This is a genomic window from Bacillus cereus group sp. MS39 (assembly GCF_040448665.1).
GTDB classification, from domain to species: domain Bacteria; phylum Bacillota; class Bacilli; order Bacillales; family Bacillaceae_G; genus Bacillus_A; species Bacillus_A wiedmannii.
Genome location: NZ_CP123058.1, coordinates 3226816 through 3251095, shown reverse-complemented (window position 1 = coordinate 3251095; position 24280 = coordinate 3226816). Strand labels below are relative to the sequence as shown.

The window sequence follows — 24280 nt, the reverse complement described above, 5'->3', positions numbered from 1 at the left end:
TTGTAGTATGGATTACAAAACGCAGTTTGCGGAAAGTTTATTCAATATTTTCACGAATGGATTAACGCAAAAACAAATTTTAGATTTAATTGAAACACCGAAACAAGATGAATTCGGAGATGCAGCGTTTCCATGTTTTTCACTTGCGAAGCAATATAAAAAATCACCAGCTATTATCGCAAAGGAAGTTGCGGAGAAATTAAGTGATCCATTTTTTACGAAAGTAGAGGCTGTTGGTCCTTACGTAAATGTATTTTTTAATCGTGAAACTGTAAGTGATGCAGTATTAAAAACGATTTTAGCGGAGAAAGAAGAGTACGGTCAAAATCACTTAGGATGTGAAAAGACTGTAGTTATCGATTATTCCTCTCCTAATATCGCGAAGCCTTTTTCAATGGGGCATTTACGTTCTACAATGATTGGAAATTCACTGAAACATATCGCTGAAAAATGCGGCTATGAAGTTGTAGGAATTAATTATATTGGGGATTGGGGAACACAGTTTGGAAAGTTAATTACTGCTTATAAAAAATGGGGAAATGAAGCAGTAGTTAAAGAGGATCCAATCCGTGAACTATTTAAGTTATATGTTCAATTCCATGAAGAGGTAAAAGACGACGAAGAACTAGAAGAAGATGGACGCGCTTGGTTTAAGAAATTAGAAGAAGGTGATGAAGAAGCGGTTGAGCTTTGGAATTGGTTCCGTCACGAATCCTTAAAAGAATTTTCTCGTATTTATGAACTTCTCGGTGTTGAATTTACTAATTTTCAAGGAGAAGCTTTTTATAATAACTTAATGGAAGATTTTATTGGAATTTTAGAAGAACATGATTTGCTTGAAGAGTCTGAAGGCGCGTTAGTCGTTAATTTAGAAGAAGAGGGAATGCCGCCTTGCTTAATTAGAAAATCAGATGGTGCGACGATTTACGCAACGCGTGACTTAACGGCAGCGTTATATCGTCAAAATACATTTGGGTTTGATAAAGCGTTATATGTAGTTGGCCCAGAACAAAGTTTACACTTCAATCAATTTTTCACTGTATTAAAAAAGCTTGGCTATACTTGGGTTGATGGTATGGAACACGTACCGTTTGGCTTCATTTTAAAAGATGGTAAGAAAATGTCGACACGTAAAGGAAGAGTTATTTTACTTGAAGAAGTACTTGAAGAAGCAATCGACCTTGCAAAACAAAATATTGAAGAGAAAAATCCAAACTTAAAACAGAAAGAAGAAGTAGCAAAGCAAGTCGGCGCTGGCGCAGTTATCTTCCATGATTTAAAAAATGAGCGTATGCATAATATTGAATTCTCATTAGAAAATATGCTGAAATTTGAAGGTGAAACAGGGCCGTACGTACAGTACACACATGCACGTGCTTGCTCTATTTTAAGAAAAGAAAGTGTAGAATTTGAAACGTGTATGTTTGCATTAAAAGATGATCATAGCTGGAGCGTCGTAAAATTACTTAATAAGTTTCCACAAGTAATTGAAGCAGCCTTCAACAAAAATGAGCCATCAATCATTTCGAAATACGTATTAGATGTAGCACAATCGTTTAATAAATACTACGGCAATGTTCGTATATTGGAAGAGAGCGAAGAGAAAGACAGTAGACTGGCATTAGTTTATGCTGTGACAGTTGTATTAAAAGAGGGATTACGTTTACTAGGGGTAGAGGCTCCTGAGGAGATGTAAAATAAATAGGTATACGTATCATAGTAGATATGTATGCCTATTTATTTTTATAGAAAATGTGAAAGCAGAAGTTTAATTTTATTAAATCTAAACTTTTCTAGAATTGTTTCAAGTGTAGGAATGTCCATATTAAATGGAGAATTGTAATGTCATATATAAAAAGGAGGCGTTAAACTTGGAAACATACGATTGGAACAGTAAAATAACATATTTAAAAAACACGAGAGATTTATATTACAACGACGATTATGTAAGCTTTTTAGTAAATATGGTTTGGAAGATTACTAAGCCAGTACATATTGTTGATTATGGTTGTGGATATGGTTATTTAGGATTAGTATTAATGCCTTTACTTCCAGAAGGATCAAAGTATACAGGCATTGATAGTGGAGAAACATTATTATCTGAAGCGAGAGAGTTGTTTCGTTTACTTCCGTATGAGACAGAATTTCTTGAGGGAGATGCTACAGAAATTGAATTGAAAGATACATACGATATAGCAATTTGTCATGCTTTCTTATTACATATGAGTTCGCCAAAAATGATGGTACAAAAAATGATGCATTCAGTTAAAAGGAACGGAAAAATAATCTGTTTTGAACCACATTGGATATCAAATATGTCTTCATACTCTTTAAATGGAGAGAATCAATCGGAAATTATTAGGCTAGGTGCTTTGCAGAAGTTATTTGAAAGTGACATGCAGAGAAGCGGAAAAGATGGAAATATTGGTATGAAAATACCGATATTTTTAAGTGAACTAGGCGTAAAAAATATTCAATGTAGAGTAAGTGATAAAGTGAACTTTTTAGATTCTAATATGCATCATGATGATAAACAAAGGTTGTATCATTCGTTAAAAGAAGAGGGAATTGCAGGTGATCCGGGTGATAAACAGCAATTTATAGAACGTTTAATGTCTAGAGGGTTAATATATGATGATGCGCTAGCACAATATGAAGCTGAACTCCGATTTTTTAAAGCATTTCAAATGCATTCGTCTTTAGTATATGCTCCGAATATGAAAATTACATTTGGTGACATAGAATGTTAAAAGGTAGAGGTATATTGAGGATTGTCATTTTTTGTCGGTAAGTCGATATCCACTGTATAATCGCTGATATATTTTGAAAATCGCCGATATAATTTCATGTACGGATTTCAGCTTCCAAAAGATAAGCTCCTCATGTTACGTTATTCCATTTAATTAAACAAAATATGGGGGAAAACAATCATTTTTACTATATTTTGTTATAAATTTGAATAATATTAATTAATACCATCTATTATAAGAGATTTTAGTTGAATACCTACAATATGATGTGTAAAATCTAAGCAAGTAGCAGTACAAATAAATATTCGAGGTGAATACATGCTAGATTTTAAGCAGTTAGATGCTTGTTTGAAAGACAAGAGATTTATAGATGGATTACAGGAAATAAATAATGAAATTTCATATATAAAAGAAAAGAATACTTTATCTTATTTGAAGAGTTGGCTTGCTAGTGTTCCTTCACATAAGGAGTTTGACATATTAATACGTCTTACTGATGAAGGGCTTATGCACCAATACAGTTCATTCCTCATTCGCTACGCCTACAAAAAATTCCCAAATATGAGAACGCTCTCTTTATATTGTGATGAGTTAATTGATGAGCGGAAAATACTTGAAGTAGAACAGTTGTTAAAAGACTCATTAGAAGAGGTAAGTAAAGAAGAAATAGAAGCTGATCTTTTAGCGAAAACATATTTTACGTTAGTACGATGTTTGTTGGAAATGAAACGAAATGAAGAAGCCCTAATCTATATGCAAAAGGCAGAGGAGTACAGTTCACGTGCCGTATTTGATAAATGGGGCTACGTCTATATGCATACAGGTGAATGGGAGAAAGCAGAAGAACAATTTATAGCCGGCATGCAGCATAAAGATTGTGAAGAGCTATCTACCTATTTATTATCACAATTATATGCGAATCAAGGAGAACAAAAACGTGCATTACAGCTAATTGATGATGCGATTGTAAAGTTCCCACAAGTACCATATTTTCATTTTGAAAAGGTAAAATATTTATTAGATTTAAGGAAGTATGAAGAAATGTTAGTGGTAATAGATAACATAAATAATCAGCTTCCTTATCATGCGTATAAAGCTTACTTTGTACATTTACGTGCAGAAGCGCTTTACAAAATGAATAAACTTGTAGATTTACAACAGTTATTAAAAGAAGAAAAAAGTTTAAAAGAGTCTTTATATCATAATTTAGAAAAAAATCCAGATGGAAAAAAGGTGCATTTACCGATAGTTCCTATTGTACAAAAGGATAATTATTGTGTTCCGACAAGTTTAGAAATGATGTTGCAGTTATGGGGAGAAAAACGTACACAAGATGAAATAGCAGATTTTATTTTTGATATGACAGGCTCAAAGTTTTCGGATACTGTTTCTTATTTAGAAGAATTAGGTTATGAATATCGTTATTTTAAAGGTAATGAGGAAAATTATAAGAGACTGCTGGATGAAGGGATTCCGGTTTTATTAAGTATAGATATTGAGCATGCTTCACATGTGCAAGTATTATCTGGATATGATGATACGTTACAAGTTTTTTATGTTCAAGATCCGAACTTTATAGAACCAGTTATTGTGGAATATAGTAAGTTACAAGAAAAATATCGTTACACAGGTTGTTTAGCGATTACGTTTGTTCCGAAAGAAAAGAAGGAGCAATTAGCATTTTTAAATGAAGAAGAAAATCATTATTTTAAATCTATTTTTTCTCTTACGGATCATTTAGATGAACATGATAAAGAGGGGATTTATAACTTAGTACAATTTTTAAAAGAGACGAGTGATAATCCGAATACGTGGTTATATACGGTTAAGCATTTAGATGTTGAAGTAGATAATGAGTTTATTATATGTTGTATTGAAAAGTTAATGGAGAAGTTTCCGAACTCAGATTTTGTTAAATTGCATGGTGCGCAGTGCTTTATTCGCCTTCAAGAATTAGAAAAAGCCGGGCAAATGCTGACAAGTGTTGAGAAGAAAAATAATCGTGCTTTATATCATTTAATAAACGGAAGATATGCTTTTGAACAGGAAAGTTATATAGAAGCGATTTCAAGTTTTCGTTCATCATTACAATTAGACGCAGATCAGCCGATTGCTTGGAGTTTTCTCGCTTTATCATACATGTATATCGATCGATCTGAAAAGGCGTTGCAGTTTTCTCAAGTTGCTTTAGAACGTACTCCAGAAAGATTCACTTTAACGAATCACGGATTAATATTAATAGATTTAGAAAGATATGAAGAAGCGTATGAAATTTTTAATGACCTATTAAGAGAGAATAAAAATGAGGCACATGTATGGTATGAGCGCGCGAGATGTGCGCATCATTTAGGGAAATTACATTTAGCGATAAAAGGGCTTAAAGTAGCGATTTATTTGGATAGTAATGCACCTTACATCTATACGAAACTTTCGGAAATATACGAGTCTGATTTGAAGGATGAGGAAAGTACGAAAGAAATTTTATTAAAAGGTATTGAGAATTGTGACGATAAGGCACCTCTATACGTAAAACTCGGTGACTATCATTTTCAAAATGATAGTCTGGAAGAAGCAGAAACATTGTATAATCGTGCTTTAGAAGAAAATCATGATGATGTTTATTCTCACTTTGGACTTACGCAAGTTTATATGGCGAAAGAACAATACAAGGAAGCGAAACAATATATTCTCGGTATTGAAAAACAAATTGAAAAGAGCCAAGATTTTCTTATGAATGCGGGAATGGTTTTATGGGATGCTGAGATTGAACTTGGTGGAAATGAAGAAGGGTTTAAAGTAGCTTTGTCTAAGTTAGAGAGTGGTATAAAGCAGAGCGAATATAATGTGGCAAGTGCGTTAGATGAATATGTGAATCGAATTAAAGGAACGGTATTTGTACAAAGAGGTATAGCATTCTTAAGAACGTTACACAAAGAAAGAAATGAAATAAGCGAATACGGTTGTTATACAGGTATTTTATATGAATCTATTGGGCAGTACGGCCAAGCGATGAAAAGGTATAATAAGGCGATAGAACAAAAGGAAACGGCATTACCGTATTACCGAATTGGTGAAACACTTATGGCATTAGGGCAATTGACAGAAGCAAAGCAAGCGTATGAAACTTGTTTAGAGCTTGATGGGAATTTCGTCGGTGTACATTTACAGCTTGCGGAAATATACGAAAAAGAAGAAAACCGTTCTAAAGAACAAAGTCATATGGTTCAGGCTATGAAAGAAGAGCCGATGCATATTAATATGGAATATTTGGCACAGCTTTCAGTAGAAATGAGTCTTCAGGAAGAGTTACTGACAGAACTAGAACAATTAGCGGACGAAGCACCTGAAATATGGCGATTAGATGCGATTGCATATGTGTATGGAGCGATGGATGAAATAGATAAAGAACAAGCACAGATTGAAGAGGCACTTCAATTAGATAGTGAGCATATAGAAGTTCTATATCATTATGCCAAAGTGTTAGTGAAAAAAAGGAATGCAAAAGCAATTGAAATTGCAATGAAAGTTATACAAAAAGATGCAAATAATGAACAAATATTTGATGTGTATGTAAAAACGATAGAACAACATAAGAAATTGTCTAACATACGAGATTTTCTTCATACATTAAAGGTGAAGAAGGCAGAAAGAAGTATGGCATTTATGTATGCTGCATCTGCGGTGACGGAAAGATGGATTGAACGGCAACAAAATGAACAGCCGAAAAAATCCATAATTACGAGAGCTTTTTATCGTATGAAAAACCGTGCGAAAGAAATTTCGATTATTACTACAATCATTGATTTGTATGAAATCTCGTTAAAGTTAAATCAAAAAAATAGTATGGCAGCGCAGCGATTTTCACTATTTTACGAGAATGTGGCGATGTATAAAGAGGCGATAGATGTATTGCAAACATCGTTAGAAAATAAATGGGATTACGATGTAGCGAAGCAACTTGTAAATCTTTTCATGGCGTGTGAGGAAGAAGATATGTTACGGGATGCTTCAGAATTAACGAAGCAAATGGTTCGAGAGTTACCAGATGATTATGATACGCTTCTTTTACAAGCACAAGTATTCTTTAAAATAGGAGAAGAAAGAAAAGCAGAAAAGATTACCTTACAATTAATGGAGCAAACACCGTTTGTAAGTAGAGCGTTTCTTGCTTTAGGAGAAATGTATCAAAGTCAAGAAAGGTTTGAAGAGGCAATTCATGTATTAGAAAATGCTTCTATACATCATCCAAATGAAGCAGCAATTCTTCTTTCTTTAGCATCTTCGTATCATGGTGCCGGACAAACACTAAAGGCAGAAAAAATAACAAATGATGTATTAACAATAGATGCGAGTGATTTGTTAGCAAGATATGATCGCGCTTGTTATTTAGCACAGTTAAATAGAATTGAAGAGGCGAAGCAAGAGCTTGAAATTGTTCTTCGTGAGGATGAATCAAGATTCTTTGCTGAGCTTATTGAAGAAGATGAAGATTTAGCTGGAATACAAGAATTTAAGAAATAATTGTATAGGAATTGTGAAAAAATGGTATAATTAAATATATATTTCGAATTAGTTGACAATTTATTGCCCAATGGCATAAAATAGCTTTTAATAAAGTATACAAATCTGAAGACGAGAACGAGTAAAATAATGAATTGTTCCCCAGAGAGCCGGTGTATAGCTGAAAGCCGGTGTGCAGACGTTATTTGAAAATCATCTCCGAGGAGCCGAGGCTGAAAATAAGTAAGCCCGGACGGATGTCTACCGTTACAAAGAACACGTATGATAGTACGTTGCTAAGTGCTATTAGCGAAGAGCTAATAGAATTAGGGTGGTAACGCGGTTAAACCCGTCCCTACTTCATGGGGACGGTTTTTTTGTGTGCTTTAAAATATTCAAAAGGAGTGATTGTAGATGAAGAAAGTAGATGTAAAAGAGTCAGCTGTAGGGAGAGAAACACGTATTCGTAAGCAGTGGAACGAGCAAAGTATTTTCGAGCAATCAATTCAGAATCGAGAAGGCGCACAGTCTTTTGTGTTTTATGAAGGACCACCAACGGCGAATGGATTACCGCATGTAGGTCATGCGCTTGGACGGACAATTAAAGATGTAGTAGCAAGATATAAAACGATGGCTGGTTATAAAGTGCTACGAAAAGCGGGATGGGATACACACGGTTTACCTGTAGAATTAGGTGTTGAGAAGCAACTCGGTATTTCTGGTAAACATGAAATTGAAGAGTATGGAATTGAGCCATTTATTCAGAAGTGTAAAGAGAGTGTATTCACATATGAGAAGCAGTGGCGTGAATTCACTGAAAGCATCGGTTATTGGGTAGATATGGATGATCCATACGTTACGCTAGAGAATCCATATATCGAAAGTGTATGGCATATTTTAGGGACGATTCATGAAAAAGGATTATTGTACAAAGGGCATAGAGTCTCACCATACTGCCCAAGTTGTCAAACTTCACTAAGTTCACATGAGGTTGCACAAGGGTATAAAACAGTAAAAGACTTAAGTGCAACAGTTAAGTTTCAAGTAAAAGATAGTGAAAATGAATATTTCCTAGGGTGGACAACGACACCTTGGACACTTCCAGCAAATGTTGCGCTCGCTGTACATCCAAATATGGAATACGTGAAAGCGAAACAAGAAGGTCATGTATACATTGTTGCGAAAGAACGTGTACAAGATGTATTAAAAGAAGACTATGAAGTATTATCTGTTCATAAAGGTGAAGAATTAGTAAACACATCTTATATGCCGCCATTTCCAATGAAAGAAGTTACAAATGGCTATCACGTTATCGCAGCAGATTTTGTCACGGCAGATAGTGGTACAGGACTCGTTCATATCGCTCCAGCATATGGGGAGGACGATTATAGAGTCGTTCAAAGTGAAGGATTGTCATTCTTGCATGTTGTAGATGAGAAAGGTGAATATACAGAAGCAGTACCATTTTTGAAAGGGAAATTTGTTAAAGATTGTGACGTGGATATCGTTCGTCATTTAGCGAAGGAAGGTTTACTGTATCATAAAGAAAAGTATGAACATAGCTACCCACATTGCTGGCGTTGTGATTCACCACTTCTTTATTATGCAGGAGAGAGTTGGTTAATCCGAACAACTGCAATTAAAGATACATTTTTGCAAAATAACGATTCTGTTACTTGGTATCCAGACCATATGAAACATGGACGCTTTGGTAAGTTTTTAGAAAATATGGTGGACTGGAATATTAGCCGAAATAGATATTGGGGAACACCATTAAACGTATGGGAATGTGAAAGTTGCGATCATCAATTCGCACCGAAAAGCATTGCTGATTTAAGAAAGCATAGTACAAAAGAAACACCGGAAGATTTGGAATTGCATAAGCCATATGTAGATGAAGTGCAAGTTTGCTGTGAAAAATGCGGAAGTACAATGAATCGTACACCAGAAGTAATTGATGTTTGGTTTGATAGTGGTTCCATGCCATTTGCGCAATATCATTATCCATTTGAAAATAAAGAGTTATTTGAAGAACAGTTTCCAGCGGATGTTATTGCAGAAGGCATTGATCAAACACGCGGATGGTTTTATAGTTTATTAGCAGTATCAGCACTATATACAGGAAAAGTACCTTATAAACGAGTGTTATCACTAGGACATGTATTAGACGAAGAAGGACAGAAAATGTCTAAAAGTAAAGGGAATGCACTAGATCCAGTTGATTTAGTAAATCAGTTTGGTGCAGATGCTTTAAGATGGGCGCTACTCGTTGACAGTGCACCGTGGAATGCGAAACGTTTTTCTGAAAGAACAGTACTGGAAGCAAAATCTAAGTTTGTAGATACATTAGTCAATGTGTATAGCTTCTATGTTTTATATGCAAATTTAGATGGGTATAATCCGAAAGAAACGTATGATGTAAAGCGGACGAAATTGGATGAATGGGTATTATCAAGATTGCATAGCACTACGAAAAAAGTGAGAACAGCACTTGATGATTATCAATTTACGAATGCAGCTCGTGAAATCGCGGCACTTGTAGATGAAGTAAGTAACTGGTATGTAAGACGATCACGTAATCGTTTCTGGGAGTCTGGTATGAATGCTGAAAAAGCAGCTGCGTATGAGACACTTCATGAAGTACTTGTAACAATTAGTAAATTAATTGCACCATTTACACCGTTTGTCGCTGAAGATATTCATTTGAATTTAACTGCAAGTAGCGTTCATTTAGAGGATTATCCAGTTGTAAATGAATCACTACTTCAGCCGAAATTAGAAGAGGAAATGGATGCAGTTTTACAGGTTGTTGAACTTGGAAGAAGTAATCGTAATCAGCATTCTTTAAAAGTAAAACAGCCGTTAGCAGAACTTGTATTACTAGCGCATAATGAAAATGATATGGATTGGGAATCTTATCGTGATATCGTCATGGATGAGCTAAATGTCAAAGCGTTTCATGTTGAACTCGATGAAACGAAATATACGTCCTATCAATTAAAGCTGAATTTTAAAACAGCTGGGCCGAAGCTTGGTAAAAATGTGAATGCAGTAAATACATGGCTAAAACAATTACCAAAAGAAGAAGTGCAACATTTTGTATCTACAGAAAGAGCAGTTTACGAAGCAGCACCAGGAGAAGAAGTAGTTGTAACAGCTGAAGATGTACTGGTAGAGAAAGTCGCAAAATCAGGATTTTCTAATACGACTAACGGACAATATACAGTTATGTTAGATACGAATGTAACGGAAGAATTGTTACAAGAAGGAGTAGCTCGTGAATTCATTCGAGCGGTTCAAGAATATCGTAAGCAGTTAAATTTACCGGTTAATTTACGAGTAGATGTTATTCTTGATACAGAGGAAGAACTACAACGAACATTAACGAACCATAAAGATTTATTGGAAGAAAATTTACTCGTTAAGCAATTTACATTTGATCACTTAACGAATGAAGACGATGAACTATCTTTAGGTGAAGCGAAAGTTCGAATTAAATTAAGCGCGGCTCATTAAAGAAAAAAGGAAGTTGGAATGATTCCAACTTCCTTTTTGTATGATGGAAATTTATCCGGCTAATTTCCTCATAATCCATTCGATAGGTCCTCTAGAAAATTTCTTTCCCCATAACACACTAATTAAAATGCTAAAAATGAAAAATCCACTAGCAAATAATAAAACGAATAGTAGTGATTGTTGTTCCATTTTATTTAATAGAATTAACGTCCCAATACCGATAAATACATGGCTGACATAATGAGTTAATGTTAATTGTCCTGTTTGTACAATGGAAGTGACAAACCAATTATTTCTATATTTTTCAGCGATGTTGAGGCAAATGATTAATATAGCAATAGCGGATCCTGTAGCAGATAAAATATATAATACATTTGGTAAGATGGGTCCTGTATTAAATAAAAATGTGGCAGCCTCTTTGCCGATATATGGAATAAAAAAGTGAGTAAGCCCTTTTGATAAAAGTTCTGACAATATTGTAATTGTAATACCCAGTAAGAGTAATCTTTCTCTAATTTTCTTATTATGAAGATCTAACCTGCCAATTATCATACCGATTAAGAAGAACGAGAACCAAGGGAAAATAGGGTGATAGCCATTAAAGAATAAATTGCGAAGAAAACCTTGTATTGTCCAGAAGTCTACATAGTTTATGAATGGAGTAGGTCCTCCCCAACCTTCGAAAGTATTGAAAGTAAGCTGAAGAGCTTGTGCGATTAATAAAATAATGATAGAAAGAAAAAGTAATAGTTTTTTGCGTACTGTAATGAGTAATGCAGCGACGAAAAGGTAAACACCGTAGTAGTGTATTATATCCCCAGTCCACTCTAGTCCATATAGTAGTAATCCTAAAATAAATAAGAATAGTGATCGTTTCCATATGGTCTTTCGGCTATTAGAAATTTTTATTTTTTCATTGCTAGCAACGGCTGACCTAGTCATTAAAGTGATACCGATGCCTGCAAGTATAACAAACAAAGCAGAAGCTCTACCTTCAAATAGTGACATGAGGGTTATTAAAAAAGGGGGACCATTTCCTTCTGCACCTGTTATCACCATGAAATTAACAAGTAGCATACCAAACATCGCCAAAGCTCTAGCGAAATCTAAGCCGATAATGCGCTTTTTTGTATTCACTTCAATCCCTTCTTTCAAAAATGCTATTTACAGCTTCAATCCCTTCTTTCAAAAATGCTATTTACAGCTTCAATCCAAATTTGTTTATAATCTATCTTTGCATCAATCATCATAAAATTCCCGATATTATCAAGCACTAATGCTAACATATGAGCTTTTGAAACTAGATTTTTATTTTCAATTAATTGAAGTTTATTTGCTTTTGTAAGGAGTACCTCAAATCCATGTAAATATTCTGTTTGCACAGTTAGTAATCGATCTTTGTACATATTGTTTCTTGAAGATAGTAAAACATATTCTTGTAACACAAGATTAAAATAAGGGTCGTTTCGCTGTTCATCAATTATTTTAAGGCCAATTGCAATACATTTTTCAATAAAATTTGTTTTCGTAAATTCTTCTGTATGAAAATACGAAGAGAACTGCATAGCTTTACATAATTCAGTAAAAATACATTCAATCAAGGCATCTTTAGACTTAAAGTAGTAATATATAGATGGTTTTGCGATACCAACCTTCTCACCAATCATCGTATAAGTTGTTTTAGCAATACCGTACGTAGCAAAAAGGCGATAACTTGCTTCCATTATTGAAGAGAGTGTTTCTTCACTTTTACTCATAATAGATCCTCCTAAAAAAGGTTATTTAAATCGTATCATTCATTAATAATTTTTTCAACCTACCGTTAGGTAAAAAGTCTATTTTTTTAAACAGTAATATGAAAAGTTTCAGGGATAAGGAATGACTTTAGAAATTTCTTTCTAAAGTATTGTTTTCACTTTACGCATAAATATTGAGAAAATTTCACTGACCCTAAATGGAAAGGTAATAGAATTGTTTATAGAGAATTACTCGTAGATTCAATTTTTATCCCCCCATGTTGTGGGGAATGATTGCCTAGTGGTAATGGGATAAGGTTGAGCTACTTTATTAGGGGGAGTGGTTCTATGTTTAATAAAAAAATGGTGGCAATGGCAATGACTGTGCCATTAGTAATGGGGACGATTTCTACGGTTTCGGCGTTGGAAAAACAACAGCAAGTAAAGCTAGAAGCTTATTCGCCGCAGAAAAAAGCAACTGAATATTTAAAAGAAAATGCTGCACAGTATGGATTGAAAACAGACCTTTCAGACTTGCAATATATTTCTACAACAGAAACGTCAGTAGCTTCATATGTTAGATTCCAACAAGTTGTTAATGGTGCGCCTGTATTTTCAAAACAAATTACAGTTACACTTAACGGAGAGGGAAAGGGCGTACTTGCTGTTTCTGATTATCAATCCGTCAAAGGTGTGAAGGAAGTAACGACAAAAATTAGTGAAAAAGATGCAATACAAAAATCAATGGCGTATGTTGGAGAAGCAAGTGAGCAAAACTTATGGGCTCCTACAGAGAAAGAATTCGGATATATTGTTGAAGAGGGAATTGCTCGTCCAGTATATAAAGTTGTAGTCCATTCTAATAACCCGTTTGGTGCATGGGAAACATTTATTGATGCAGAAAATGGGAAGTTAATTAAAAAGGTTGATATAAACCGAAAAGCTGAAGGGACAGGAAAAGTATTTTTACCTAACCCAGTCGTATCTAGTGGTAGTAAAGTAGGCTTAAAAGATAATAACGATGCGGATTCAACAGCGTTAACGAATCAATTGAAGACTGTTACGTTAAAAGGTTTAGATGGGACAGGATTTTTAATTGGAGAGTATGTAACAATTTCTTCAAAAGCAAAAACAAAATCTACAAATTTACAATTTAACTATACACGTGCAAATGATAGCTTTGAAGATGTTATGTCGTATTATCATATCGATACATTACAGCGTTACATTCAAGGGTTAGGTTTTAAAAATATTAATAATCGCTCTATTAAAGTGAATGTGAATGGAACGACGGCGGATAACTCATTTTATTCTCCGACAACGAAAGCTTTAACTTTTGGTACTGGTGGAGTAGATGATGCAGAAGATGCTGGTATTATCGCACATGAATACGGACATTCAATTCAAGATAACCAAGTTCCTGGCTTTGGTAGTTCAGCAGAAGGCGGAGCGATGGGAGAAGGATTTGGTGACTTCTTAGGTGCTACGTATGAAGATGCAGTATCGACAACAGGCTACGGAAAAGCATGTGTTGGAGAATGGGATGCGGCTGCTTATTCTAGTTCAGATCCGACGTGCTTGCGCCGATTAGATACGAATAAAGTGTATCCGAAAGATGTTACAAATGAGGTACATGATGATGGGGAAATTTGGGCACAAGGTCAATATGAGATGGCACAAGCTTTTGGACGTGATGTAGCAACGAAAATTATTTTACAATCACACTGGTCATTAACACCAAACTCTAAATTCAGTGATGGAGCAAAAGCGATTAAGCAAGCGGATGCTCTTTTATATGGCGGACAACATGCTGCTGATATCGATCGTATTTGGGCAGCAAGAGGAATTAGTACGAATTAATATAAAAAGTCGTGGCGTTTATAAGCCACGACTTTTTAATTTGCTTAAGAACTGGTACTAGTAAAGTAAGCTATATGAATGCTAATGTAAATTCATCCGCATTCTAGTTGTTTTTTTCGTCTTTAAAAACAAAATGCTCTTTAAATTTTCTAGACTCAACTTTTTGACCGTTTCTCATAGAGCGGAAAGGGTGTTCTTGCCAAGTAATGATTACATCAACTTCATCTGCTTTTGTGGCAACTGGAAAATTAGTATGTTCAAATCCAGTTTTTCCACTTGCTAAGCGACTTTCCTTTCGTGAGAAAAGTTCATATTTCGTTTTCGTTTTTGGCTCGTTGCGGAATACTTCGACTTGTACGTTATATACTTCACTGTTACCAACATTTTTTACTGAAAATTGATATGTTTTAAATTCATCTTCTTTAGCTTGAAGCATATTTTTATCTATGTTCTTCGGTTCATCAATATTCACTTTCCATTGATCAGAGTTTTGGGAGATTGGTAAAGATTTTGGTGAATAGGCGTATGTTTCATTCACTGCAATTAGGCATAACAAAAGAAGAAAGAAACTAATCGCTTTTTTCATATAAACACCTCGCTATAAAATTTTTATTAATATGCGTAAATGAAATAGAAATTATGTAATAAAATGGAAATAGGTGATAATTTGATTCAAATGAATTTGAAAAAACTTGAAGAAGTAGTAGGTGGTGAAGGGTTACAAGAATCGTTTCATCACATAGAGATACATGGTGTCTGCATAGATTCCAAAAGCATTAAAGAAGGAAATTTATTTGTTCCAATCATTAGGGTGAAAGATGGACATGATTATGTGAAAGAGGCATTCGATAATGGAGCTGTCGCTTCCTTATGGAAAAAGTCTTACGGCACTCCGCCAAAAGGGATGCCAATTATATTTGTAGATGACACTTTATTTGCTTTGCAACAATTGGCACAATTTTATCGAAAAGAGCTAAATGTAAAAGTAATTGGAATTACAGGTAGTAATGGTAAGACAACGGTAAAAGATATAATAAGCACGATTTTAAGTACAACTCATCGTGTGCATAAAACAAAGGGGAATTTTAATAGTCAAATCGGTTTACCATTAACAATTTTAGAGATGAAACGAGATACAGAGTTTTTAATTCTTGAAATGGGGATGAGTGAAAAAGGACAAATTCGAAACTTATCAATAATAGCACAGCCAGATGTAGTAATCATTACAATGATTGGCCATTCTCACTTAGAGACGCTTGGATCAAAAGAAGAAATTGCGAAGGCTAAATTAGAAATTATTGATGGATTAAAAGGTGAAGGATTATGTTTGTATAATGGAGATGAACCATTGCTTTTGAAAAATAAGAATCTATCGAGTATAAATTGTAAGGCATTTGGTGAAAAGTATACAAATGATTTGATTCCAACAAACGTGCAATTAGATGAATATGGTGTTCATTTTAAATTAAATGATTCAAAAATACAGTACGATGTTCCCTTACATGGAAAACATAATATTTTAAATACGATTGTCGGAATCGCCGTAGGTCAATTTTATAATGTCACTACAGAAAAAATACAGAAAGCATTGCGACAAGTAAATATTACTCATATGCGCTTTCAATTTTTAACTGCTAAAACAGGGTTTACAATTATTAACGATGCATGGAATGCCAGTCCCTCTTCAATGAAGGCTGCAATTGAAACGTTACAGATATTAAATGCCTATAAGAAAAAAATGATAGTAATTGGGGATATGCTGGAGTTAGGGGAGAATGCTGAAACATATCATAGAGAAATTGGTAAAATGTTAAATGAAGAGAGCATTCAATATGTATTCACTTATGGAGAGTTAGCTGAAATTGTAGCGGAAGAAGCGAGAAAGAAATATGATACAGGAAAAGTACAGTCATTTAATAGTAAAGCCAAGATAGCAGAGGAAGTATTAAAAGTTATAACGAAAAAGGATGTTGTATTACTAAAAGGCTCACGTGGAATGGCTTTAGAGGAGATTGTACAAAATTGGATATGAAAAATCAAAATATATTAAAAAAGGCTTGCGTTTTATAAAGTGAAGAGATAGAATACTCTGTAAATATAAAAAGTGAGGATCAGGAAAAGTACATGATGCAAAGGTCTACAGAGAGCAATCGGTTGCTGAGAAGATTGCGATACCGCATGATGGAAAGACACCTGTGAGTGTTGCTTTGAACGTGATAATTAGTAAAAGCAAACGGTACCTACCGTTATCAGGGCTAAGATGGTCATTATGACAATTTGGGTGGTACCGCGGAACAATCCGTCCCTATTTATAGGGGCGGATTTTTGTATTCTTTGAAAGGAGGTGAGTGACCGTGGATGATGACGATGACAACAATAATGTAAATAAATATAAAATTAATGGAGGGAAAAATAATGGGGTCAATAATGAAGCGTTCACTCACAAAAGAATGTACGGAGCAAGGTGGAAAGGTTGTATTACTTCAAGGATGGGTAAAAAAGATTCGTCATCTAGGTAATGTTAGTTTTTTATTAATAAGGGATCGATCGGGAGTTATGCAATGTGTATTAGAAAATGAATTAGCTGGATATAAGGTAGATGTGGAAAGTGTCGTTCAAGTCGTTGGTGAAATTGTAGAGACTTCGAAAACAGAGTTAGGGGTTGAAGTGCTTGCTCACGAAGTGAAAATATTAAATGGCGCAGAACCACTTCCGTTTGAAATAAATAAAAAGAAGTTACAAATTGGTTTAGATCAACTACTGAATGAGCGGGTATTATCATTAAGACATGAGCGAACCGCGGCGATATTTAAAGTGAAATCTACACTCGTTCAGAGCTTTAGTGAATTTCTTATAGAGAACGATTTCACACGTATATTTACTCCGAAAATTGTTTCACAAGGGGCAGAAGGAGGAGCGAATGTTTTTAAACTTCCATACTTTCAAAAAGAAGCTTATTTAGCACAATCACCACAGTTTTATAAACAGATGATGGTAGCTGGAGGGCTAGAACGTGTTTTTGAAGTTGCACCTGTTTACAGAGCGGAACATCATAATTCTTCCCGTCATTTGAATGAATATATATCGTTAGACGTAGAACTTGGATTTATTCATGATTTTTATGAAGTGATGCAATTAGAAACGGATGTTTTACGATATATGTTTCAACAAGTAGCAAAAAACTGTGAAAAAGAACTACAACTATTACAAATAGAAGTACCTGTTATTATAGAAATACCGAAAATTACATTGTTAGAAGCGCAAGAAATTTTGAAAAATAAATACCGGAAAGAGTCGCCAAGTGGGGATTTAGATACAGAAGGTGAAAAACTACTAGGGAAATATGTGAAGGAAACATATAAGAGTGAGTTAGTTTTCATTACACATTATCCGAAAGAAGCTAGGCCGATGTATACGATGCCGAATAATGAGAATCCGTCTATTACTGATTCGTTCGACTTACTATATAAAGGATTAGAAATAACATCAGGGGCACAACGAATTCATGATTATGAAAAGTTACTTGCTTCTTTTAATGAAAAGGGATTACATCCAGATACATTTCAATCTTATTTAAATACATTCCGATACGGTTGTCCCCCGCATGGTGGTTTTGGAATTGGATTAGAGAGAGTTGTATACAAACTATTAGAATTAACAAATGTACGAGAGGCGAGTGCTTTTCCAAGGGACTGTACAAGACTTATCCCTTAATAATAAGGGAAGGAAATGTATCCGTTGTGCTATTTTATAGTACAACGGATTTTTTAGTTCATAAAACTCAGCACTTTCTCACCAAATTTTAATGTAAGCTTAATTGTTCTCTCTTTTTTCACCTTTAGTATAAGCCTTAGAAACGAAAGAGATATACAAGGTGAAGGGAGAAATATTACATGCGTATTTTAGTTGTACCATCAGGATTTAAAGAAAGTTTAGGGGCGAAGGAAGCTGCTGATGTAATGAAAGAAGGGATTTTAAAAGTCATGCCGTTAGCTACTGTAGAGACTTTACCAATGGTGGATGGTGGGGAAGGTTTTACAGAGGCAATTATAAATATTACTGGTGGAAAAATGTATGAAGTAGAAGTAACGGGACCTGTAGGAGAACAGATACAATCTTATTTTGGTGTTTTTGAAACGAGAAATGGTGAGCGTACAGCTGTTATTGAAATGGCTGCTGCAGCAGGATTACGCCTTGTACCGAGAAATTTACGTGATCCTAGAAAAACGACTACTCATGGTGTTGGGCAGTTAATAGAATTAGCTTTAAATAAAGGGGTAGATCGTATATTAATAGGGTGTGGTGATTCAGGAACATCTGATGGCGGAGCTGGTATGGCTGAAGCGTTAGGTGTAAAGTTTTTAAATGAAGATGGAAAGGAAATACAAATTCAAGGTGGAACCTCTTTATTACAAGTTTCAAACATAGATACATCACAAGTAGATCCTAGATTAAGGCATGTTCAAATCGATGTTGCCTGTAATTGGTTTAATCAATTATGCGGCGAGCAGGGAGTAGCGCGAGTATTCGGTCCGCAAAAAGGTGCTAACGAAGCCCAAGTAATAGAACTAGAAAAAGCACTGGAGCGCTATGCTTCTGTTATAAAAAAAGATATAAGTATAGATGTACATCATACGCCAGGTAGTGGTGCATCTGGCGGACTTGGTGCTGGACTGCAAGCTTTAATTGGTGCAACGCTTCATCCGAGATACGATATTATTATGAAGTATATGGATTTAAATAAACTATTGCTAGCGTGTGATCTTGTATTTACTGCGGAAGGAAGTATAGATTTTCAAACACCACGTGGAAAAATTCCAGCTGAGGTGGCTAAATGCGCAAAAAAATATGGATTACCAGTAATCGCATTAGTTGGGACAGTCGGTAAAGGTGCACGTATTAATTACGATTATGGAATTGATGCATATACAAGTATATTACCAATGCCATCTTCATTAGAAAATGCATTTTCTAATGCGGAGAAATGGCTTCGTGATTGTACAGAGAGTACGATGCGTACAGTTTTAGTTGGTTATCAAATCGCTTCTCGGTTGAATAAAAGTGGGTACGTATCATGATTGAAAAAAATGTAGTGGAATTACATGTGAACAGTACTGATCATCCGAAAACTAAGCCATCTTGGATTCTGCCCATAGCACTTATATTAATAGTAGAAATAGTTCTTTTGCTTCCATCGTCATTAACGATGGAAGCGAAATGGAGTTTGTTTGGATTTTGCTGTGCAATTATATTATGGACAACAACAACGATAAATTCGGCCTATATCGCACTTGGATCTGTCCTATTTCTAATTATTTCAGGAACAGCAAAGCAAGATCTTTTATTTGATTCGTTAGCTTCAGATGTCATTTGGCTTATGATCGGTTCCTTTATTTTAGGAAGGGCACTTCAAGTTACCGGTTTAGCTGAGAAAATGACGTGCTTTGTTGTAAATCGTGCTCGGAATATTTTGGGCTTGTGCGGGATTTTGACAATGATTATTCAAATACTCGCTTTCTTTATTCCATCAACATCTGGACGCGCAGCGGTTGTATTACCTGTTTTTCAAGCTATATCAAAAGAAATTGGGAGTAGAAGAATTACGAAAGCATTAGCAATTTTAATGCCTACTGTTATTTTAGTTTCAACAAGTTCTACAATTATTGGTGCAGGTTCCCATTTAATTGCCCTAGATATGTTAAAGGAATTTAATAATAAGGATATTACATTTGTGGAGTGGTTAATATGGGGATTTCCATTTGGATTCATAATGAGCTTTATAAGTTGTCGTGTAATATTATTTTTATTTTTAGACAAAGAGGAAGTAAAAACAAAACTGAAACAGAAAAAAGTTAAGTTTGAATTATCGCGAAATGAAAAGTATACAATCAGTACTTTAATAGCAATGGTAGCTTTTTGGTTAACAGAGTCGTTTCACGGTTTGGAAATTGCAACTGTAACGATAATCGGAGTGTTTTTATTAACTTTGCCAAAACTGGGCGTGATGCAGTGGAAAGAAAGTTTAAAAGGTGTCTCATGGAACTTAATTTTATTTGTTGGAGCAGCAATTGCATTAGGGAAATCTTTAATGGAGAGTGGTGCAGCGCAATGGATTATGCAGAAGTTATTTTTAGTAACAGAACTAATTAATAAGCAATCCATTTTCATCGTGTTACTCGTAATTGTTATTCTTTCAGTCACATCACATTTATATATTACATCTCACACAACGAGAGCGGTAATTTTTATTCCGCCATTATTATACTTTGCAAGTAGTCTACAGCTAAACGAAGTCGCTGTACTATTTTTAGGCATTGTTGGCATGAATTATTGTTTAACCTTTCCAGTCAGTTCTAAAGCATTACTTTTATTTCAAGAAAGTGATAGAGAAACTTTTCAGCCGCAAGATTTATTAAAGTTAAGTAGCTATTTAAGTGTTATGTATATGTTTGTAATGGTTGTATTTTACTATGCATATTGGCAGTGGGTTGGATTGTCTCTCTAAAAATCAGGAATATAATTCATTCCTGATTTTTTTATTAAGTCGAAAAGAATATTGGGTATTATTTCTTTTGGAGGAAAGTATTACTTGTTATACTGAAATGGTATGAAAAGATTATATAATGCGGGAGGCTTTTATGGGAGAAAGGATTTTAATTGTTGAGGATGAAGAAAAGATTGCGCGTGTCGTGCAGTTAGAATTAGAGTTTGAAGGATATGAAAGTGAGATTGCTAAAACAGGAACAGAGGCAATGGAAAAGTTTCAAGCTAGTAAATGGGATTTAATTTTACTTGATGTAATGCTTCCAAATATAAGTGGGTTAGAAGTACTTCGAAGGATACGTTTGAAAAATGCTGTAATACCTATTATTTTATTAACCGCTCGTGACTCAGTTGTTGATAAAGTAAGTGGCTTAGATCAAGGAGCAAGTGATTATATTACAAAGCCATTTCAAATAGAAGAACTTTTAGCGAGAATTCGTGCATGTTTAAGAATTTCAAACGTAAGAAAAGAAGAGGAAAATAGTAGTTATCAAATTGCAGATTTATATTTAGATGAGAAAACACGAGAAGTGAAAAGAGAGAATCATTTAGTGGAATTAACACCACGTGAGTTTGATTTATTACTATTTTTAATGAAGCATGAAAATCAAGTGTTAAATCGAGAACAGATCGTAACGAATGTTTGGGGATTTGATTATTATGGTGATACAAATGTTGTCGATGTGTATATTCGATATTTACGTAAAAAAGTAGATTGTAATGTGGACGTACCACTTATTCACACTGTTAGAGGTGTTGGGTATGTCTTAAAGGTGTAGTATATGAAAATTAAAAATAAAATATATTTATTCTCTACAGTATGGTTACTACTTATTTTGTTACTTATTAATAGTTCTATATACTTTTTGTTTTATAAAGTTACAACGAACGGAGAGTTAGAACGATTAAAACGTGAGGCAGTACATATTATAGAAGGAATGAATGCGGAATCAGCAAAAGAAATAGACGCAGTAAATCTACTACAACCATACTTACCTTCAAACGGTATGATTAGAGTTATTAATGAAAATTCAAATGTAATGATTAGACAAGAAGTGGATAGTACAAAACCAATCCCAGCAGTAAATACGAAATTTGAAAGAAAAGAATCGGCGGGAATTTATGAGAAGAATGGTGGGAAATTCGCTTATATAAAAATGCCAATTATTTGGAATGATGGGAAAATCGTTTCGTTAGAAATGACAGAACGTTTAGATAGTTTGCAAGAGAATTTGAATATGTTAAAAAATGTATTAGTTATTGCTTCACTTTTCGTTTTAATTCCGTCTTTTTTTGCGGGCAGAATGTTAAGTAAACTAATTTTAAAACCTGTAAACTCTTTAATACAAACAATGGAGCATATACAAGATAGAGGGATATTCAAAAAGATATCGCTAGAGAAAAAATCAAAAGATGAATTGTACAAAATGGGAACGACATTTAATAAAATGATAGATTTATTACATCAAAACTTTGAAAAACAACAGCAGTTCGTTTCAGATGCTTCACATGAATTGAGAACACCGTTAACAGTTATTGAAAGTTATGCAAAATTATTAAAAAGATGGGGAATGAAAAAACAAGATGTTTTAGAAGAATCTGTAGAAGCGATATACTCAGAGGCAGTAAGAATGAAAGGCATGACAAATCAAATGTTACTGCTTGCCAACAGTAGTGCAGAGTGGAAGTTGGAAACGAAAGAATCAGATGTAGTTCGTTTATGCAAGTTGACTGCGGAACAACTAGAAAAAACATATAATCGGGATTTTCGTGTTATTACAGAGGAAGAAAAGATTGTTGTAAATATTGATGAACAAAAAATAAAACAAGTATTAGTAGTATTATTGGATAACGCAATGAAATACAGTAAAGATTCAATCGATTTGATAGTAGGAATACAAAAGGAAAGAGTCTTTTTTTCTATTCAAGATTACGGTATGGGAATTCCTAAGGAGGATATACAGAAAGTGTTTGATCGCTTTTTTCGAGTTGATAAAGCGAGGAGTAGGGAAACAGGAGGAACAGGTCTAGGATTGTCGATTGCGAAACAAATTATTGATGCTCATGAAGGGAATATACAACTGGAAAGTGAAGAGGGAAAATGGACGAAAGTTACCGTATATTTGCCTCGTTTTTTATAAAGAGATAGGAGCTTGAAAATGAAAAAGAAATGGAAGGTTGCATTGTTACTTTGTTTTGTGCTTGTAAGTGTAGCTTTTGTATCACAACGTATTGTTTCTAAGCAAGGAGAAAAAATATTATCCGAAAAACAAATTCAGAATATTGTGTCTGAACAGTATCCTGGAAAAATAAAAAATATGAAATTAGTAAACAAAGGGGAACAAGATGTATATAAGGTAAACCTTTTAAATGAAAAAGGCTCATATGAAATAATAGTAGATGCTCAAAGTGGTAACATAAAACGTGCAAAAGAAATATCATTAAAAAGTAATACAATAACGAAAGAAAAAGCGGAAGAAATGGCACTTCAGAAAGTACAGGGGATCATTAAACAAATTATATTAGAAAAAAGAAATGGGATAGAAGTGTTTGTTATAACGATAGAAACAAATGCTACTCAAAGTACAATAGTTGAGATTGAAAAAACAACTGGCAAAATTCAATTGTTACAGAAACAAACGACAAAAGTTACAGAGCAGCAAGCAAAAGAGATTGCAGTGCAGCAAGTACAAGGGAATGTGAAAGGGATAAGACTAGAGAAAAAGAACGAAAAAAATGTATATGTAATAGAGATAGAGAAAAGTGCAAATGAGAATGTAATGGTAGAAATTGAAGAAGCGACGGGTGCTTTTATTGGTACTTCACAAATACAAAAAGTCGTTACAGAAGAGCAGGCGAAAGAAGTTGCGTTACAAAAAGTACCAGGCGGATTAATCGAGAATGTAAGTGTAGTCAATATAAATGGTACGTCTACCTACCAAATTATAATAAAAAAACAAACAGAAACAGTTGATGTAAGAGTACATACAATAACAGGTGAAGTCATGTCTACTACAGCGGTAAATAATGCTATTCAGCAAAAGGAGTCATCTCAACAACAAGATGACGATGATCAAGAAGAAGGTACTGATGATCACGGTGATGATGATGACGAAGGATAATGAAAAATAAAAGAGTTTTCTCACCAAATTTTAATATATCCCTTGACAGTTACAAATATAACCGATATACTTCATATTAATTTCAAAAGAAAATATATTCTAAATATTTAAATGTGTTGAATAGGAGTAGTAAGGTCGTATATTTGTACAGAGAGCTATGGGTTGGTGTGACATAGTCAAATGACATCCTGAACTCGCCTAGGAGCAGTAAGGTGGAACGGAATCACATTCTTAGTAAATCTTAACGGTTAAC

At 34.4% G+C, this 24280-nt stretch carries 15 protein-coding genes and 3 other annotated features (1 of these 18 cut by a window edge); of the genes, 12 read left to right on the top strand and 3 right to left on the bottom strand.

The features are described from left to right. Nucleotides 1-7 precede the first annotated feature (7 nt). The 4 genes from argS (at nucleotide 8) to ileS (ending at nucleotide 10766) form a co-directional block, all read left to right on the top strand. Complete coding sequence (gene argS / locus QEP67_RS16970; RefSeq protein ID WP_000385001.1) at nucleotides 8-1696, top strand: arginine--tRNA ligase; 1689 nt, start codon at nucleotides 8-10, stop codon at nucleotides 1694-1696. A gap of 133 nt (nucleotides 1697-1829) precedes the next feature. Then, nucleotides 1830-2750, top strand: a complete 921-nt coding sequence (locus QEP67_RS16965) for a class I SAM-dependent methyltransferase (protein ID WP_080482983.1) — start codon at nucleotides 1830-1832, stop codon at nucleotides 2748-2750. 318 nt (nucleotides 2751-3068) lie between these two features. Next, entirely contained in the window at nucleotides 3069-7271 is a 4203-nt protein-coding gene (locus QEP67_RS16960) for a bacteriocin-processing peptidase family protein (RefSeq protein WP_000883791.1), read from the top strand. Nucleotides 7272-7370: 99 nt separating this feature from the next. Then, nucleotides 7371-7610 (top strand) — a binding site (T-box leader). A gap of 54 nt (nucleotides 7611-7664) precedes the next feature. Continuing rightward, nucleotides 7665-10766: an isoleucine--tRNA ligase gene (gene ileS / locus QEP67_RS16955; RefSeq protein WP_000754925.1), complete on the top strand. Its 3102-nt coding sequence runs from the start codon at nucleotides 7665-7667 to the stop codon at nucleotides 10764-10766. A gap of 51 nt (nucleotides 10767-10817) precedes the next feature. Here the strand turns inward: ileS and QEP67_RS16950 are convergent, their stop codons facing one another. Further along, nucleotides 10818-11903, bottom strand: coding sequence for a heparan-alpha-glucosaminide N-acetyltransferase domain-containing protein (locus QEP67_RS16950; RefSeq protein WP_001093117.1), 1086 nt, complete (start codon nucleotides 11901-11903; stop codon nucleotides 10818-10820). Between the two features lie 35 nt (nucleotides 11904-11938). Beyond that, nucleotides 11939-12523, bottom strand: a complete 585-nt coding sequence (locus QEP67_RS16945; protein ID WP_000045221.1) for a TetR/AcrR family transcriptional regulator — start codon at nucleotides 12521-12523, stop codon at nucleotides 11939-11941. A 327-nt stretch (nucleotides 12524-12850) separates the two neighbouring features. Between QEP67_RS16945 and QEP67_RS16940 the strand changes: the two genes are divergently transcribed. Continuing rightward, nucleotides 12851-14362 (top strand): M36 family metallopeptidase, encoded by a 1512-nt coding sequence (locus tag QEP67_RS16940; RefSeq protein ID WP_064460252.1) that lies wholly within the window; start codon nucleotides 12851-12853, stop codon nucleotides 14360-14362. Between the two features lie 103 nt (nucleotides 14363-14465). Here QEP67_RS16940 and QEP67_RS16935 read toward each other — a convergent pair whose 3' ends face one another. Further along, entirely contained in the window at nucleotides 14466-14948 is a 483-nt protein-coding gene (locus QEP67_RS16935) for a hypothetical protein (RefSeq protein WP_000709311.1), read from the bottom strand. A gap of 63 nt (nucleotides 14949-15011) precedes the next feature. Between QEP67_RS16935 and murF the strand changes: the two genes are divergently transcribed. The 7 genes from murF (at nucleotide 15012) to QEP67_RS16900 (ending at nucleotide 24027) form a co-directional block, all read left to right on the top strand. Further along, nucleotides 15012-16394, top strand: coding sequence for a UDP-N-acetylmuramoyl-tripeptide--D-alanyl-D-alanine ligase (gene murF / locus QEP67_RS16930; RefSeq protein WP_064449688.1), 1383 nt, complete (start codon nucleotides 15012-15014; stop codon nucleotides 16392-16394). Nucleotides 16395-16460: 66 nt separating this feature from the next. Next, nucleotides 16461-16672, top strand: a binding site (T-box leader). Nucleotides 16673-16777: 105 nt separating this feature from the next. Then, complete coding sequence (gene aspS, locus QEP67_RS16925) at nucleotides 16778-18076, top strand: aspartate--tRNA(Asn) ligase (RefSeq protein WP_000534851.1); 1299 nt, start codon at nucleotides 16778-16780, stop codon at nucleotides 18074-18076. A 179-nt stretch (nucleotides 18077-18255) separates the two neighbouring features. Beyond that, nucleotides 18256-19440, top strand: coding sequence for a glycerate kinase (locus QEP67_RS16920; RefSeq protein ID WP_064056139.1), 1185 nt, complete (start codon nucleotides 18256-18258; stop codon nucleotides 19438-19440). Continuing rightward, nucleotides 19437-20867, top strand: coding sequence for an SLC13 family permease (locus tag QEP67_RS16915; protein ID WP_000570751.1), 1431 nt, complete (start codon nucleotides 19437-19439; stop codon nucleotides 20865-20867). Before QEP67_RS16920 ends, QEP67_RS16915 begins: the two co-directional genes overlap by 4 nt. A gap of 133 nt (nucleotides 20868-21000) precedes the next feature. After that, the gene (locus QEP67_RS16910; RefSeq protein ID WP_048566487.1) at nucleotides 21001-21684 is read left to right on the top strand and encodes a response regulator transcription factor; all 684 of its coding nucleotides are present in this window, start codon (nucleotides 21001-21003) and stop codon (nucleotides 21682-21684) included. Nucleotides 21685-21687: 3 nt separating this feature from the next. After that, nucleotides 21688-23046, top strand: coding sequence for a HAMP domain-containing histidine kinase (locus QEP67_RS16905; protein WP_061672896.1), 1359 nt, complete (start codon nucleotides 21688-21690; stop codon nucleotides 23044-23046). A gap of 18 nt (nucleotides 23047-23064) precedes the next feature. Next, nucleotides 23065-24027 (top strand): PepSY domain-containing protein, encoded by a 963-nt coding sequence (locus QEP67_RS16900; protein WP_048566486.1) that lies wholly within the window; start codon nucleotides 23065-23067, stop codon nucleotides 24025-24027. A 107-nt stretch (nucleotides 24028-24134) separates the two neighbouring features. Next, nucleotides 24135-24280 (top strand) — a binding site (T-box leader); it runs 103 nt beyond the window's last position.